16 protein-coding genes are annotated in these 16,110 nt (G+C 65.1%); 8 read left to right on the plus strand and 8 right to left on the minus strand.

The annotated features are described in order from the left end of the window. Positions 1–2: 2 nt before the first annotated feature. Positions 3–1,601, minus strand: coding sequence for an ABC transporter substrate-binding protein (locus tag E4487_RS06640; protein ID WP_134676956.1), 1,599 nt, complete (start codon positions 1,599–1,601; stop codon positions 3–5). Between the two features lie 221 nt (positions 1,602–1,822). Beyond that, positions 1,823–2,536, minus strand: a complete 714-nt coding sequence (locus tag E4487_RS06645) for an SIMPL domain-containing protein (RefSeq protein WP_175252989.1) — start codon at positions 2,534–2,536, stop codon at positions 1,823–1,825. 193 nt (positions 2,537–2,729) lie between these two features. On the opposite strand from E4487_RS06645, the gene E4487_RS06650 reads away from it, so the two are divergent. From E4487_RS06650 to E4487_RS06660, 3 genes are all read left to right on the plus strand, one after another. Continuing rightward, positions 2,730–3,983 carry an ATP-binding protein gene (locus E4487_RS06650; protein ID WP_037046403.1) on the plus strand — a complete coding sequence of 418 codons (1,254 nt, stop codon included), beginning with the start codon at positions 2,730–2,732 and terminating at the stop codon, positions 3,981–3,983. Positions 3,984–3,997: 14 nt separating this feature from the next. After that, complete coding sequence (locus tag E4487_RS06655) at positions 3,998–4,558, plus strand: response regulator transcription factor (protein ID WP_047587309.1); 561 nt, start codon at positions 3,998–4,000, stop codon at positions 4,556–4,558. Positions 4,559–4,685: 127 nt separating this feature from the next. Next, positions 4,686–5,627 carry an AEC family transporter gene (locus E4487_RS06660; RefSeq protein WP_134676887.1) on the plus strand — a complete coding sequence of 314 codons (942 nt, stop codon included), beginning with the start codon at positions 4,686–4,688 and terminating at the stop codon, positions 5,625–5,627. 43 nt (positions 5,628–5,670) lie between these two features. Here the strand turns inward: E4487_RS06660 and E4487_RS06665 are convergent, their stop codons facing one another. From E4487_RS06665 to gatC, 6 genes are all read right to left on the minus strand, one after another. Then, entirely contained in the window at positions 5,671–6,054 is a 384-nt protein-coding gene (locus tag E4487_RS06665) for a carboxymuconolactone decarboxylase family protein (RefSeq protein ID WP_175252990.1), read from the minus strand. A 2-nt stretch (positions 6,055–6,056) separates the two neighbouring features. After that, entirely contained in the window at positions 6,057–7,151 is a 1,095-nt protein-coding gene (locus E4487_RS06670; protein WP_175252991.1) for a calcium/sodium antiporter, read from the minus strand. 90 nt (positions 7,152–7,241) lie between these two features. Then, positions 7,242–7,661, minus strand: coding sequence for a septal ring lytic transglycosylase RlpA family protein (locus E4487_RS06675; protein WP_037046415.1), 420 nt, complete (start codon positions 7,659–7,661; stop codon positions 7,242–7,244). A gap of 61 nt (positions 7,662–7,722) precedes the next feature. After that, the gene (gene gatB, locus E4487_RS06680; RefSeq protein ID WP_152487920.1) at positions 7,723–9,171 is read right to left on the minus strand and encodes an Asp-tRNA(Asn)/Glu-tRNA(Gln) amidotransferase subunit GatB; all 1,449 of its coding nucleotides are present in this window, start codon (positions 9,169–9,171) and stop codon (positions 7,723–7,725) included. Between the two features lie 110 nt (positions 9,172–9,281). Further along, positions 9,282–10,733 carry an Asp-tRNA(Asn)/Glu-tRNA(Gln) amidotransferase subunit GatA gene (gatA, locus tag E4487_RS06685; protein ID WP_037046425.1) on the minus strand — a complete coding sequence of 484 codons (1,452 nt, stop codon included), beginning with the start codon at positions 10,731–10,733 and terminating at the stop codon, positions 9,282–9,284. A 13-nt stretch (positions 10,734–10,746) separates the two neighbouring features. After that, positions 10,747–11,034 carry an Asp-tRNA(Asn)/Glu-tRNA(Gln) amidotransferase subunit GatC gene (gene gatC, locus E4487_RS06690; RefSeq protein ID WP_037046429.1) on the minus strand — a complete coding sequence of 96 codons (288 nt, stop codon included), beginning with the start codon at positions 11,032–11,034 and terminating at the stop codon, positions 10,747–10,749. A 236-nt stretch (positions 11,035–11,270) separates the two neighbouring features. On the opposite strand from gatC, the gene mreB reads away from it, so the two are divergent. From mreB to rng, 5 genes are all read left to right on the plus strand, one after another. Next, positions 11,271–12,308, plus strand: coding sequence for a rod shape-determining protein MreB (mreB, locus tag E4487_RS06695; RefSeq protein ID WP_013714086.1), 1,038 nt, complete (start codon positions 11,271–11,273; stop codon positions 12,306–12,308). Between the two features lie 200 nt (positions 12,309–12,508). After that, entirely contained in the window at positions 12,509–13,423 is a 915-nt protein-coding gene (gene mreC / locus E4487_RS06700) for a rod shape-determining protein MreC (RefSeq protein ID WP_373921508.1), read from the plus strand. Further along, entirely contained in the window at positions 13,423–13,911 is a 489-nt protein-coding gene (mreD, locus tag E4487_RS06705; protein ID WP_037046434.1) for a rod shape-determining protein MreD, read from the plus strand. The genes mreC and mreD overlap by 1 nt, the downstream gene beginning before the upstream one ends. A gap of 49 nt (positions 13,912–13,960) precedes the next feature. Then, complete coding sequence (locus E4487_RS06710; protein ID WP_175252992.1) at positions 13,961–14,563, plus strand: nucleoside triphosphate pyrophosphatase; 603 nt, start codon at positions 13,961–13,963, stop codon at positions 14,561–14,563. An 88-nt stretch (positions 14,564–14,651) separates the two neighbouring features. Then, complete coding sequence (gene rng / locus E4487_RS06715; RefSeq protein ID WP_037046445.1) at positions 14,652–16,109, plus strand: ribonuclease G; 1,458 nt, start codon at positions 14,652–14,654, stop codon at positions 16,107–16,109. The last annotated feature ends 1 nt before the right edge of the window (position 16,110 follow it).

Raw genomic sequence — 16,110 nt, forward strand, 5'->3', positions numbered from 1 at the left:
CATCACTTGTCGATGCTTACACCATAGAAGGAGTTGAGCGCGAACGGACTGATGCGGAAGTCGTGCACTTCCTTGCGCATCGGCTGGTACACGGTGGAGTGTGCCAGCGGGGTGATCGGCACTTCGCGTTTGAGGATCACCTGGGCCTGCTTGTACAGCTCGGTGCGCTCGGCCACATCGGTGGTGCGCTTGGCTGCCTTGACCAGCTTGTCGTAGTCCTCGAAGCACCACTTGGAGAAGTTGTTGCCGTCGACCGCATCGCAGCCATAGAGGGTGCCCAGCCAGTTGTCCGGGTCGCCGTTGTCGCCGCTCCAGCCGATCAGCATGGCGTCATGTTCGCCGCCCTTGGCACGCTTGAGGTACTCGCCCCACTCGTAGCTGACGATGCGCGCCTTGATGCCGATCTTGGCCCAGTCGGCCTGCAGCATCTCGGCGATCTGCTTGGCATTGGGGTTGTACGGGCGCTGCACCGGCATGGCCCACAGGGTGATCTCGGTGCCTTCCTTGACGCCCGCCGCCTTGAGCAGCGCCTTGGCTTTCTCGGGGTCGAAGGCCGGGTCCTTGATGTCCTCGTTATACGACCACTGGGTCGGCGGCATGCCATTGACGGCCAGCTGTCCGGCCTTCTGGTAAACGGCGTCGAGGATCGCCTGCTTGTTCACCGCCATGTCCAGCGCCTGGCGTACTTCCAGTTTGTCGAACGGCGGGTGGGTGACGTTGTAGGCGATATAGCCGACGTTGAAGCCCGCCTGCTCGGGCATCTGCAGGTTGGGGTCCTTCTGCAGCGACTCGATGTCCGCCGGACGCGGGAACAGGGTGACGTGGCATTCGCCGGCCTTGAGCTTCTGCATGCGCACCGAGGAGTCGGTGTTGATGGCGAAGATCAGGTTGTCGATCTTCACGTCGTCGGGCTTCCAGTAGTCCTTGTTGCCCTTGTAACGGATCACCGCGTCCTTCTGGTAGCGGCTGAACACGAAGGGGCCGGTGCCGATCGGCTTCTGGTTGATGTCGGAGGCCTTGCCGGCCTTGAGCAGCTGGTCGGCGTATTCGGCGGACTGGATCGAGGCGAAGCTCATCGCCAGGTTCTGCACGAACGCGGCGTCGACCTGGTTGAGGGTGAAGCGCACCGTCATGTCATCGAGCTTCTCCAGCTTGGCGATGTTGCTGTCCATGCCCATGTCGGTGAAGTAGGGAAACTCGGTGGGGTACGCCTTGCGGAAGGGGTGGTCCTTGTCGAGCATGCGTTCGAAGGTGAACAGCACGTCGTTGGCGTTGAACTCACGGCTGGGCTTGAAGTAGTCGGTGGTGTGGAACTTCACCCCGGGACGCAGCTTGAAGGTGTAGACCAGGCCGTCGTCGGAGACCGTCCAGCTCTCGGCCAGGCCGGGCTCGACCTTGGTGCCGCCACGCTCGAACTGGGTCAGACGGTTGAAGATGGTTTCCGCAGCGGCATCGAAGTCGGTGCCGGTGGTGTACAGGCCCGGGTCGAATCCGGCGGGGCTGCCTTCGGAACAGAAAACCAGGTTGGCGGCGCTGGCGAGGGGGGCGCTGGCGATCAGCCCAGCGGTCAGCAAAGCCTGGATAACGGCGTTCTTGCGCATCATGACCTCATCGTTGTTTTGCTTGTTTTTGAGGAGCCCCTTGTGGGGGCCTCCTGGCAAGCTATGCAGGGCGTGTGCCTGAGGCAAGTGCGCAAGTGGCGTAAAAAGGGTTAGCGCTACACGGGTGTAACTCGCTGTCGCATTTATGAACTTTTGTCGGGAAGAGATAGCAAAACGCCGTTATCTTTCGACAACGGCGCTGCTTTGTCGCGGGGCGCGGGTCAGGGCATCTGCACTTCGATGACGCCATCGGCGCTCACGGTCACCTGGCTGGTGCCGGCTTCGATCTGCGGAGTGGGGGCGGAATCCATCATCGCCATGCTCTTCGCCTCGAAGCCGCGCATGGCCATCGGCGGCTGGAAACCACCGGTGTTCAGGCTCAGGCTGACCAGCTTGTAGCCCTTGCCGCCGAGCGCCTGGGTGGCCAGCTGGGCACGGGCCTTGAAGGCATCCACGGCGTCCTTGAGCATGGCGTCCTCGCGTGTCTTGCGGGTATCGCTGGCGATGCTGAAGTCCATGCCGCCCATCTTCATCGACTGCAGCAGCTCACCAGTCAGCGAGGACAGGCGGGCGAAGTCGGCGCTCTCCATGCGCACTTCGGCGCGCTCGCGCCAGGCGGTGATCTTCTGGCCCTTGTCGTCATAGACCGGGTAGCTGTGGCGGCTGCCCAGCTTGACCGATACGCCTTTTACCTGGCGCACGTGCTCCAGGGTCTTGTTCAGGGTGTTGGTGATCTCCGCCGCCAGTTTGGCCGGGTCGGCATTCTGCGACTCGGTGTACAGGGTGACGTGCATCAGGTCATGAGCGACTTCCTGGTTCACCTCGGCGCGCAGGGCAATCTGGTTGTAGCGCGCTTCGTCGGCCAGCAGGCCGCTGCTGGCCAGGCCGGCGATGGTCAGGGCGATGGCGGAGGCGATACGGGGCATGGTGAGCATGTGCAGTTCCTTTTTCAGTGGCCTTGATGGCCGTTTCCCGAGGTTAGACGAAGACAGATGACCATCCGGGTTAAACCCGGTTCAGGTTTTTTTCAGGCCGCACAGCCGCGCCGAACAGGCGTGCGTCCGGTTGCCGCAGCGGCGGAAGGCCGCGCCAGGCTTGGTTATACTCGCTCCATTGACTGGAGTCGCCATGCTCGAACCCGTGCAGTTGTTGTCCGCCAGCCGCCAGAATCTCTGGCGCCTGACCCTCATTCGTATCCTCGTGCTCGCCGCCCAGGCCGGCTCCGTCGGGCTCGCGTACAAGTCGGGCGTGCTGGCGCTGCCCTGGTGCGAGTTGTCGATCACCCTCGGCATTTCCCTGCTGCTCTGCGTGGGCACGGCGCTGCGTTTGCGCGGTCCCTGGCCGGTCACCGAGGTAGAGTACGCCGTGCAGCTCGGCTGCGATCTGATCATCCACAGCGTGCTGCTGTATTACTCGGGTGGTTCGACCAACCCCTTCGTCTCCTATTACCTGGTGCCGCTGACCATCGCTGCGGCCACCTTGCCCTGGCTGTTCACCATCGTGCTGGCGGGGATGGCGCTGGCGGGCTACACCCTGTTGCTGGTGTGGACGCACCCGCTGGAACTGCCGGCGGCGCGCGAGAGCCTGCTGGTCTATGGCATGTGGCTGAGCTTCGCCCTGGCTGCCGCGCTGATCACCTTCTTCGTCGCCAAGATGGCCGAGGAACTGCGGCGCCAGGACGAGCTGCGTGCCGAGCGCCGTGAGGAGAGCCTGCGCGACCAGCAGTTGCTGGCCGTGGCCACCCAGGCTGCGGGCGCCGCCCATGAACTGGGTACGCCGCTGGCCACCATGAGCGTGCTGCTCAAGGAGCTGCGCCAGGAACACCGTGACAAGCCGGCCCTGCAGGACGACCTGGCCCTGCTGCAGGAGCAGGTCAAGCTGTGCAAGTACACCCTGCAGCAACTGGTGCGGGCGGCCGAGAACGACCGGCGCCAGGCGGTGGTGGAGCAGTCCTGCGTGGAATGGCTGGAAACCACCCTCAATCGCTGGCACCTGATGCGCCCCGAGGCCAGCTACCGCTACCAGTGCCTGGGGCGTGGCACGGCGCCGCGCATCATGCCGCCGGCCGACCTTACCCAGGCGCTGCTCAACCTGCTGAACAACGCCGCCGATGCCTGCCCGGACAAGCTCGATATCCGTCTGGACTGGGATCACCAGTGGTTGCGCCTGAGCATCCGCGACCATGGCGCCGGCGTCCCGCTGGCCATCGCCGAACAGCTGGGGCGGCCGTTCTTCACCACCAAGGGCAAGGGTTTCGGGCTCGGTCTGTTCCTCAGCCAGGCCAGCGTGACCCGTGCCGGTGGTACGGTTAAGTTGTATAACCATGAGGATGGCGGCACCCTCACCGAATTGAAGTTGCCGCGAGCCTATGGCGTGGCCTGACAAGGAAAACCTGCATGAGCGAAGAATCCCTGTTCGAAGGTGAAGAGCAGCCCCATCTGCTGCTGGTCGACGACGACCCGACGTTCACCCGTGTGATGGCGCGCGCGATGAGCCGCCGTGGCCTGCGTGTGTCCACCGCGTCCAGCGCCGAGGAAGGCCTGGCGATGGCCAAGGAAGACCTGCCCGACTACGCGGTGGTCGACCTGAAGATGGAAGGCGATTCCGGCCTGGTCCTGCTGCCCAAGCTGCTGGAGCTGGATGCCGAGATGCGCGTGGTGCTGCTCACCGGTTACTCCAGCATCGCCACCGCCGTCGAGGCGATCAAGCGTGGCGCCGCCAACTACCTGTGCAAACCGGCCGACGCCGACGACGTGCTGACCGCCTTGCTCTCCGAGCATGCCGACCTGGACAGCCTGGTGCCGGAAAACCCGATGTCGGTCGACCGTCTGCAGTGGGAGCACATCCAGCGTGTGCTGGCCGAGCATGAGGGCAACATCTCCGCCACGGCCCGCGCGCTGGGCATGCACCGTCGTACCTTGCAGCGCAAGTTGCAGAAGCGCCCGGTACGCCGCTGAGGCCATTGGCCCGGAGCGGTTCCGGGCCTCGCTTCATGGCCGCCGCAGGTGGCCACCCGATTTACCGGTAGCAGCATAAACATTAGCCGGCTAACATGCGTTGTCGTACAACTGCATCGGTGCCTTCATGCTCGCCGTCGCTGCACAAACCCTCGCTGTCACCGCCCCGGTGTTCGCCATGCTGTTTCTCGGTGTGGCGCTCAAACGCGTGCGCTGGATCGACGGCGCCTTCATCGATACCGCCTCGAGCCTGGTGTTTCGCGGCACCATGCCGACCCTGCTGTTTCTCGGGGTGATCAAGGCCGATCTGGATGCGGCGCTGCAACCGGGGCTGCTGACCTACTACGTGCTGGCCACGGTGGCCAGCTTCTTCCTGGCCTGGGGCTGGGCCGTCTGGCGCGTGCCGTTCGTGGACCGTGGCGTCTACACCCAGGGTGCCTTTCGCGGTAACAACGGTATCGTCGGGCTGGCGCTGGCCACCAGCATGTATGGCGATTACGGGCTGTCCCTCGGCTCGGTGCTCGCCGCGCTGGTGATCCTCTGCTACAACGCGCTCTCGGCCGTCGTGCTGGCCATCTACAGCCCGGGGGCGAAAACCGGCATGCGGGCCATCGCCCGCAGCATCGTCAGCAACCCGATGATCATCGGCGTGCTGCTGGCCGTGCCTTTCGCCTACTGGAAGATCGCCCTGCCGCAGTGGCTGCTCACCTCGGCGGAGTATTTCGCGCAGATGACGCTGCCGCTGGCGCTGATCTGCATCGGTGGCACGCTGAGCCTGGCCTCGCTGCAGCGCAGCAGCGGCACGGCCATCGGTTCGAGCCTGATGAAGATGGTCTGGCTGCCGCTGTTGAGCACCACCGGCGCCTGGCTCCTGGGTTTTCGCGATGCGGACCTGGCGATTCTCTTTCTCTACTTCGCCAGCCCGACGGCTGCGGCCAGTTTCGTCATGGCCCGGGCCGTCGGTGCCAACCATGAGCTGGCGGCGGCGATCATCGTCATCACCACCCTGGCGGCGGTGCTGACCACCAACTTCGGTCTGCTGCTGTTGCAGTGGGGGGGCTGGGTCTAGCCGGTCGTGGCCGGCGCTCGATGGAGCACCGGCAAGGCGGCTCCTACGAGGCGTTGCGCTGATAGTCGTCGATCACTTCCTGGGCGGCGCGGAAGGCATCGATGCTCGCCGGCACGCCGGCATAGACCGCACAGTGCAGCAGGGTTTCGCGGATTTCCTCGACGGTGCAGCCGTTGTTCAGCGCGCCGCGCACGTGCCCCTTGAGCTCCTGCGGGCACTTCAGTGCGGTCAGCGCGGCCAGGGTGATCAGGCTGCGGGTCGCGCGTGGCAGGCCGCTGCGCGTCCACACGCCGCCCCAGGCGTGTTCGTTGACGAAGTCCTGCAGGGGTTGGCTGAACTCGGTGGCATTGCCCTGGGCGCGCTCGACGAACGCCTCGCCCATGACTTCGCGGCGTACCTGCAGGCCGCGCTCGTGGTTCTCGCTCATGTTCAGATCTCCTGGCCGCGTTGCTTGTGCCAGGCACGCCCGGCGATGATCACCAGGGTAATGGCGGTCAGTGGCAGCGCATAGCCGATCATTGCGTCACCGAAGCTCTGGGCGAATGGGCGGCCGGTGGCGAACAGCACCACATAGAGGGTGTAGGCCACGTAGTAGGCGACGAACAGCAAGCCTTCCCAGCGGTTGATGCGATAGCCGCTGAAGAAGATCGGCAGGCAGGCGAAGGCCACGGCGATCATCACCGGGAAGTCGAAGGCCAGCGCGTTGGCGGCCACCGGGATGGCGTTCGGCGAGACCAGCGAGGCGAGGCCCAGGACGCACAGCAGGTTGAAGATATTGCTGCCGACGATGTTGCCGACGGCGATGTCGCGCTCACCCTTGAAGGCGGCGATGATCGAGGTGGCCAGTTCCGGCAGCGAGGTGCCGATGGCGATCACGGTCAGGCCGATCACCAGCTCCGACAGGCCCAGGGCGCGGGCCAGTTGCACGGCGCCGTCGACCAGCAGGTTGGAGCCGCCCACCAGCAGCGCCAGGCCGGCGAGCAGCAGGCCGAGGTTGACGGCCCAGGCGTAGGGCTTGGCCGGCTCGTCGAGGCCGAATTCCTTGGCGAACTCATCGTCTTCGCCGCCCTTGTCCTTGCGGCTGCTGTAGATCAGGAAGACGGTGTAGGTGATCACGCCCGCGAACAGCAGGGCGCCATCGAGACGGCTCAGCTGGCCGTCCCAGGCGAGTGCGTAGACCACCAGGCTGGCGCCGATCATGATCGGCACGTCCAGGCGGATCAGCTGGCGCGAAACGATCAGCGGGGCGATCAGTGCGGTCACGCCGAGGATCAGCAGGACGTTGGCGATGTTGCTGCCGATCACGTTGCCGAACGCCAGGTCGCCACTGCCGTTGAAGGCCGATTGCACGCTGACCGCCGTCTCCGGGGCGCTGGTGCCGAAGGCCACCACGGTCAGGCCGATCACCAGCGGGGGAATGCCGAACTGCGCGGCCAGCTTGGCGGCGCCGCGTACCAGCACTTCTGCGCCGGCGACCAGCAACACCAGGCCGGCGATCAAGTAGACGAAAGTCATCAGGGTCATTACAGGGAGGCTCCGAAAAAGTGCGGCTAGTGTAGCGATGGCGTCCGTGGCCGCCAGAGATTACGCAAGGTATTTGTTGCCAATTGTTCGTCAGTCCAGCGCTTGAAGCCGAACCGGCACCACGCCTGCACGCAGCATGTCCAGGCGCTCGGCGGCGGCGCGGGAGAGATCGATGATGCGCCCGCGCACGAACGGGCCGCGGTCGTTGATGCGCACCACCACGCTGCGCTCGTTGTTCAGGTTGGTGACGCGTACCCGTGTGCCGAAGGGCAGGGTGCGATGCGCGGCGGTCAGGGCGTGCTGGTCGAAACGCTCGCCGCTGGCGGTGCGCTTGCCATGGTGCGCCTGGCCATAATAGGAGGCCTTGCCGGTTTCGCTGCCGCCGCTACCGCCGAAGGTGGAGCAGCCGCCGAGCAGGACCAGCGCGCCAAGCAAGGCGCAGGTCTGTAGCCCGGATGCAATCCTGGGCGTTGCGGGCTCCCGGATTGCATCCGGGCTACGGGTCATCATCGCGGTATCTCCAGATAGAAAGACGCCGGGCAAGCCCGGCGTCGTTTCGGTGGGTCGAGGCTCAACCTTCGAGCTTTTTCTTCAGCAGTTCGTTCACTTGGCCCGGGTTGGCCTTGCCTTTCGAGGCCTTCATGGCCTGGCCGACGAAGAAGCCGAACATCTTGCCGCGCTTGGCTTCGTCCGCTGCACGGTACTGCTCGAGCTGCTCGGCGTTGGCCGCCAGCACTTCGTCGAGCATCGCCTCGATGGCGCCGGAGTCGGTGACCTGCTTGAGGCCCTTCTTCTCGATCACCTCGTCGGCGCTGGCGCCTTCACCGGCGGCCAGGGCTTCGAAGACCATCTTGGCGATCTTGCCGCTGATGGTGTTGTCCTTGATGCGCAGGATCATGCCGCCCAGTTGCTCGGCGGACACCGGCGACTGCTCGATCTCCAGGCCTTCTTTATTGAGCAGGCTGGACAGCTCGCCCATCACCCAGTTGGCCGACAGCTTGGCATCGCCGCAAGTCTTCTCGACCGCTTCGAAGTAGTCGGCCAGCTCGCGGCTGGCGCTCAGCACGCTGGCGTCGTAGGCGGACAGAGCGAACTGGCTCTCGAAGCGCTCGCGCTTCTGCACCGGCAGTTCCGGCAGCTGGCCGCGCAGGTCATCGAGGAAGCTGCGCTCGATCACCACCGGCAGCAGGTCCGGGCAGGGGAAGTAACGGTAGTCGTTGGCTTCTTCCTTGCCGCGCATGGAGCGCGTCTCGTCCTTGTTCGGGTCGTACAGGCGGGTTTCCTGTACCACCTTGCCACCGTCCTCGATCAGCTCGATCTGCCGCTGAATCTCGTGGTTGATGGCCTTCTCGATGAAGCGGAAGGAGTTGACGTTCTTGATCTCGGCGCGGGTGCCGAAGGCTTCCTGGCCTTTCGGGCGTACCGACACGTTGCAGTCGCAACGCAGCGAGCCCTCGGCCATGTTGCCGTCGCAGATGCCGAGGTAGCGCACCAGGGCGTGAATCGACTTCACATAGGCGACCGCTTCCTTGGCCGAACGGATGTCCGGCTCGGAGACGATTTCCAGCAGCGGCGTGCCAGCGCGGTTGAGGTCGATACCGCTCATGCCGTGGAAGTCTTCGTGCAGGCTCTTGCCGGCGTCTTCTTCCAGGTGCGCGCGGGTGATGCCGATGCGCTTGACGGTGCCGTCTTCCAGGGTGATGTCCAGGTGGCCCTTGCCGACGATGGGGTGATCCATCTGGCTGGTCTGGTAGCCCTTGGGCAGGTCCGGGTAGAAGTAGTTCTTGCGCGCGAAGACGTTGCGCTCGCCGATCTCGGCGTCGATCGCCAGGCCGAACATGCAGGCCATGCGCACCGCTTCGGCATTGAGCACCGGCAGGGTGCCGGGCATGCCGAGGTCAACCAGGCTGGCCTGGGTGTTGGGCTCGGCGCCGAAAGTGGTGGCGCTGGCCGAGAAGATCTTCGATTGGGTGCTGAGCTGAGCGTGAATCTCCAGCCCGATCACTGTTTCCCATTGCATCTTTAGTGTTCCTCAATCCTGTGTGGCGTCATCCAGCCCTCTCCCGGCGCTGCGCGCCACCCTCTCCCATGAATGGGAGAGGGGAAAAGGCTGCATGGCTGCGCCATGGCCTAGAAGCCGCTCGGTGCTTGGCTGTGCCAGTCAGTCACCTGCTGGTACTGATGCGCGATGTTGAGCAGGCGACCTTCCTGGAAGTAGTTGCCGAGCAGCTGCACGCCCACCGGCAGGCCATCGACGAAGCCGGCTGGCATCGACAGGCCGGGGATGCCGGCGAGGTTGGCGGTGATGGTGTAGATGTCCTCGAGGTAGGCCGACACCGGGTCGCCACCTTTTTCGCCGAGTTTCCATGCCAGGTTCGGCGTGGTCGGGCCGAGGATCACGTCGACGTCATTGAAGGCAGCGACGAAGTCGTTCTTGATCAGGCGGCGGATCTGCTGCGCCTTGATGTAGTAGGCGTCGTAGTAGCCGGCCGACAGCGCATAGGTGCCGACCATGATGCGCCGTTTCACCTCCGCACCGAAGCCTTCGCCGCGCGAACGCTTGTACAGGTCTTCGAGGTTGAGCGGATTCTCGCAGCGGTAGCCGAAGCGCACACCGTCGAAACGCGACAGGTTGGAACTGGCCTCGGCCGGGGCGATCACGTAGTAGGCCGGGATCGCATGCTGCAGGTTGGGCAGGCTGATGTCCTTGACGCTGGCGCCGAGCTTCTTCAGCTCCTCGACCACGGCCAGCACCTTCTCGCCGATACGGGCGTCGAGGCCGGCGCCGAAGTATTCCTTCGGCAGGCCGATGCGCAGGCCGGCCAGTGGCTGGGCGAGGGCGGCCAGGTAGTCATCCACCGGCTGGTCGACCGAGGTGGAGTCCTTGGCATCGAAGCCGGCCATGGCGCCGAGCAGCAGCGCGCAGTCTTCGGCGGTGCGGGCCAGCGGGCCGCCCTGGTCGAGGCTGGAGGCGTAGGCGATCATGCCCCAGCGCGAGACGCGGCCGTAGGTAGGCTTGATCCCGGTGAGGTTGGTCAGCGCCGCCGGCTGGCGGATCGAGCCGCCAGTGTCGGTGCCGGTGGCGGCCGGCAGCAGGCGTGCGGCGACCGCAGCCGCCGAACCGCCCGAGGAACCGCCCGGTACACGGCTGGTGTCCCAGGGGTTCTTCACCGGGCCGTAGTGGCTGGATTCGTTGGCCGAGCCCATGGCGAATTCGTCCATGTTCAGCTTGCCGAGGGTGACAGCGCCGGCGGCGGCCAGTTTCTCGACCACGGTGGCGTTGTACGGCGCCTTGAAGCCGGTGAGGATCTTCGAGGCACAGGTGGTCAGCACGCCTTCGGTGCAGAACAGGTCCTTGTGCGCGATCGGCGCACCGAGCAGGGCGCCGTTCTCGCCAGCGGCACGGCGGGCGTCGGCGGCCTGGGCCTGGGCGACCGCCTGTTCGGGCGTGACGGTGATGAAGCTGTTGAGCTGCGGATCTAGCTGCTCGATGCGCGCCAGCAGGCTGCGGGTCAGTTCTTCGGCGGAGAATCGCTTGGCCTCGAGGCCCTTGGCGATCTCGGCCAGGGTCAGTTGATGCATGTCAGCCCTTTCCTTATTCGATGACTTTCGGCACGAGGTACAGGCCGCTTTCCACGGCCGGGGCGATGGCCTGGTAGGCGTCGCGCTGATTGCCCTCGGTGGCCACGTCGGCGCGCAGGCGCTGGGTGGCTTCCAGCGGGTGGGCCAGGGGTTCGATGCCCTGGGTGTCGACGGCCTGCATCTGGTCGATCAGGCCGAGGATGTTGTTCAGGGTCTCGGTGGTTTGCGGAATATCGCCGTCATTCAGGCCCAGGCGGGCCAGGTGGGCGATTTTTTCCACCTCGGAGCGTTCAAGCGCCATTGGGGGGTCTCCAGTGGAAGTGTGACGGGGCGGGTGTCTGCCAATTGCTGCGCTCGGGCATCCCGCGTCGCCTGTAGGGAACGGATGTCGCGAGCCGGCGGTCAAAGGCCGCGATGTGCAGCTACAAGGCCCGGAAAAACAGGCAATCTACCATATTGCCGCCTTGCTCAAAATCCCTGCCGTTGTTAGAGTTTGCCGCACTTTTTTACCCACGCGTTGCCTAGGGTCCCTTCCTAATGTTCAAGAAACTGCGTGGCATGTTTTCCAGTGATCTGTCTATCGACCTGGGAACTGCCAATACCCTTATTTATGTGCGCGAGCGCGGTATTGTCCTGAATGAACCGTCCGTGGTCGCCATCCGCACCCACGGCAACCAGAAGAGTGTCGTGGCCGTCGGCACCGAGGCCAAGCGCATGCTCGGCCGTACGCCTGGCAACATCTCCGCCATTCGGCCGATGAAGGATGGCGTGATCGCCGACTTCAGCGTCTGCGAGAAGATGCTGCAGTACTTCATCAACAAGGTGCACGAGAACAGCTTCCTGCAGCCGTCGCCGCGCGTGCTGATCTGCGTGCCGTGCAAGTCGACCCAGGTCGAGCGCCGTGCCATCCGTGAATCGGCCCTGGGCGCCGGTGCCCGTGAAGTGTTCCTGATCGAAGAGCCGATGGCCGCCGCCATCGGTGCCGGCCTGCCGGTAGAGGAAGCCCGTGGCTCGATGGTCGTCGACATCGGCGGCGGCACCACCGAGATCGCCCTGATCTCCCTCAACGGCGTGGTCTATGCCGAGTCCGTCCGCGTCGGCGGCGACCGCTTCGACGAAGCCATCATCACCTACGTGCGCCGCAACTACGGCTCGCTGATCGGTGAAGGCACCGCCGAGCGCATCAAGCAGGAAATCGGTACCGCCTACCCGGGCGGCGAGATTCGCGAAGTCGACGTTCGCGGCCGCAACCTGGCCGAGGGCGTACCGCGCAGCTTCACCCTGAACTCCAACGAAGTGCTCGAGGCGCTGCAGGAATCCCTGGCGACCATCGTCCAGGCGGTGAAGAGCGCGCTGGAGCAATCGCCGCCCGAGCTGGCCTCGGACATCGCCGAGCGCGGCCTGGTGCTGACCGGTGGTGGCGCACTGCTGCGCGACCTGGACAAGCTGCTGAGCCAGGAAACCGGCCTGCCGGTGATCGTCGCCGAAGACCCGCTGACCTGCGTCGCCCGTGGCGGTGGCAAGGCGCTGGAAATGATGGATCGCCACGCCATGGACCTGCTCTCCACCGAGTAAGCGCCTGCCGTGGGGCTCGCTGTCGTGCCGCCTCCGGGCGGCACGCGCATATTCGAGCATTGCAGTACACTCGCCTCAACCTTCGCCAGATCGGTTTGCCCTTCGCATGAATTCGCGCGCTTTCCGCCCTCGTGGCGCACAAGGAGCAGGTCATTAAGCCGCTCTTCGCCAAAGGTCCTTCGCTGGGCATCCGCCTGCTGGTGCTGGCGGTGCTGTCGGCTGCGCTGATGGTGGTGGATGCCCGCTTCGAGGCGCTCAAGCCGGTGCGCAGTCAGATGGGCCTGGTGCTGACGCCGTTCTACTGGCTGGCGGACCTGCCGGTGCGGGCCTGGGATGGCGCGACCCAGCAGATTTCCTCGCGCAGCGAGCTGATGGCCGAGAACGAGAAGCTCAAGGCCGAGGCCCTGCTGCTGCAGCGCCGGCTGCAGAAGCTGGCGGCCCTCACCGAGCAGAACGTGCGCCTGCGCGAATTGCTCAACTCCGCCGCACTGGTGGATGACGAAGTGCTGGTCAGCGAGCTGATCGGCGTCGATCCCAACCCCTATACCCACCGCATTCTCATCGACAAGGGCGAGAAGGACGGCGTGTTCCTCGGCCAGCCGGTGCTCGATGCCCGTGGCCTGATGGGCCAGGTGGTCGAGATCATGCCCTACACCTCGCGGGTGCTGCTGCTCACCGACAACACCCACAGCATTCCGGTGCAGGTCAATCGCAACGGCCTGCGCGCCATTGCCGTCGGCACCGGCAACCCCGAGCGCCTGGAGCTGCGCCACGTGGCGGATACCGCGGACATCAAGGAAGGCGATCTGCTGGTCAGCTCCGGCATGGGCCAGCGCTTCCCGGCGGGCTATCCGGTGGCCACGGTCAAGGAAGTGATCCATGACTCCGGCCAACCGTTCGCCATCGTTCGCGCGGTGCCCACTGCGGCGCTCAATCGCAGCCGCTATCTGCTGCTGGTGTTTTCCGACCGGCGTACCCCCGAACAGCGCGCCAACGACTCCGCCGTGGCGCAGGAAGCCGCCGACCGTGAGGCCGAGCAGGCGCGACAGGGCGAGCAGGCACCCGCGGACGGGCAGACGCCGGCTGCGGACGCTGGCGCAGAGGAGACGAACTGATGGTTGGCGTGCAGCCTCGCAATGGCTGGGTGATCTGGCTCAGTCTCGCCCTGGGTTTGTTACTCAGTGTTTCGCCGTTGCCCGAGTTCATGCAGATCGGCCGCCCGCTGTGGGTCGCGCTGGTGCTGACCTACTGGGTGCTGGCCCTGCCGCACCGTGTCGGCATGACCACCGCCTGGGTTCTGGGCCTGGCGCAGGACGTGCTGTTCGGCACGTTGCTGGGGCAGAACGCGCTGATCCTGACGTTGATCACCTTCCTGGTGCTGAGCCTGCACCAGCGTCTGCGCATGTTCCCCATGTGGCAGCAGAGCATGGTGCTGATGGTGGTGTTCGGTCTGGCCCAGCTGGTTCAGCTGTGGCTCAATGCGCTGACCGGCAGTCGGCCGCCGACCCTGGCCTTCATCCTGCCGGCGCTGGTCAGTGCCCTGCTCTGGCCGTGGATCTGCGCCATCCTGCGTGGTCTGCACCTGCGCCTCAACGTCAACTGAGCGCGGCCCGCCGCACGGCTGGTCGCGGTTCGCCAACGGAGATACCCGCATGGCCGAGCTGTTCCTGGCCTCCGCTTCGCCCCGTCGGCGTGAACTGCTGGCCCAGATCGCTGTGCCATGTGTCACGCAAATCGCCTCGATAGATGAAACCCCGTTGCCAGCCGAGCCTGCCGCAGTCTATGTAGAGCGCCTGGCGCTGGAAAAGGCGCGTGCGGGGCTGCGTGCCCTGGGCGAGCGGGCCGATGCTGTGGTCCTGGGGGCCGATACGGCGGTGGTGCTGGATGGGCGCATTCTCGGCAAGCCGGCCGACTTCGCCGAGTCCCGCGAGATGCTCTTGAGCCTGTCCGGTCGCAGCCATCAGGTCATGACTGCAGTCGCCCTGGTGGGCACCGGGCGGGAGTCGTCCCGGGTGGTGACCAGCGAGGTGAGTTTCCGCACCCTCGGTGAGGCGGAGATCGCGGCCTACTGGGCCAGTGGCGAGCCCTGCGACAAGGCCGGCAGTTATGGTATCCAGGGCCTGGCGGCGGTGTTCGTCAACCGTGTGCAGGGCAGTTATTCGGCGGTGGTGGGGTTGCCGCTGTGCGAAACTGCCGAGATGCTTGGCCAGTTCGGTATTGCCTGCTGGCAGTTGCCGGCGCAAGGGGGCGTCTAGAAACGCAGGGCGTTTCCAGCGACTCCCGAAAGCTTGAGTCCGCGGGGCGGCGTTATGGTCCGGCCGGCATGATCACCAGGATGGATGCATGAGCGAAGAGATTCTGATCAACATCACGCCGATGGAATCGCGTGTGGCCGTAGTGGAAAACGGTGTGCTGCAGGAAGTGCACGTCGAGCGTACGCAGAAGCGTGGCATCGTCGGCAACATCTACAAGGGCAAGGTGGTGCGCGTGCTGCCCGGCATGCAGGCGGCCTTCGTCGACATCGGCCTGGAACGTGCCGCGTTCATCCATGCCTCGGAGATATCCACCCGCGAGGGCGCCGCGATCGAGCCGATCAGCGCGCTGGTGCACGAAGGCCAGAGCCTGGTGGTGCAGGTGACCAAGGACCCGATCGGCAGCAAGGGCGCGCGCCTGACCACTCAGCTGTCGATTCCGTCGCGCTACCTGGTGTACATGCCGCGCACCAGCCACGTCGGCATTTCCCTGAAGATCGAGGACGAAGCCGAGCGCGACCGTCTCAAGCAGGTGGTGGCCGACTGCGTGGCCGCCGAGGGAATCGAGGAGGCCGGCGGCTTCATTCTGCGTACGGCTGCCGAGGGGGCCGGTGCCGACGAGATCCTCATCGACATTCGCTACCTGCGGCGCCTGTGGGATCAGATTTCCGCGCAGGTGCAGACCGCCAAGGCGCCCTCGGTGATCTACGAGGACCTGTCGCTGGCACTGCGCACGCTGCGTGACCTGGTCAGCCCGCGAACCGAGAAGATTCGCGTGGACTCGCGCGAGACCTTCCAGAAGATCACTCAGTTCGTCGCCGAGCTGATGCCGGAGATTGCCGACCGCCTGGAACATTACCCCGGCGAGCGACCGATCTTCGACCTGTATGGCGTCGAAGACGAGATCCAGCGGGCGCTCGAGCGCAAGGTGCCGCTGAAGTCCGGCGGCTATCTGGTGGTCGACCCCGCCGAGGCGATGAGCACCATTGACGTCAATACCGGCGCCTTCGTCGGCCATCGCACCCTCGAAGAGACCATCTTCAAGACCAACCTGGAAGCGGCCACGGCCATCGCCCGCCAGCTGCGCCTGCGCAACCTGGGCGGGATCATCATCATCGACTTCATCGACATGGAGGACGAGGAGCACCAGCGCCAGGTGCTGCGCACCCTGGAGAAGCAGCTGGAGCGCGATCACGCCAAGACCAACATCATCGGCATCACCGAGCTGGGCCTGGTGCAGATGACCCGCAAGCGTACCCGCGAGAGCCTCGAACAGATTCTCTGCGAGCCGTGCAGCGCCTGCCAGGGGCGCGGCAAGTTGAAGACTCCCGAGACCATCTGCTACGAAATCTTCCGCGAGATCCTGCGCGAGGCGCGGGCCTACCAGGCGGAAAGCTACCGGGTGCTGGCGAACCAGAAGGTCGTCGACCGCCTGCTCGATGAAGAGTCGGGCAACGTCGCCGATCTCGAAGCCTTCATCGGCCGCACCATCAAGTTCCAGGTGGAAACCATGTATTCCCAGGAACAGTACGATGTGGTGCTGCTCTGAG

Origin of the sequence: Pseudomonas sp. BMW13, from assembly GCF_013357275.1 — a bacterium.
GTDB classification, from domain to species: Bacteria; Pseudomonadota; Gammaproteobacteria; order Pseudomonadales; family Pseudomonadaceae; genus Aquipseudomonas; species Aquipseudomonas khazarica.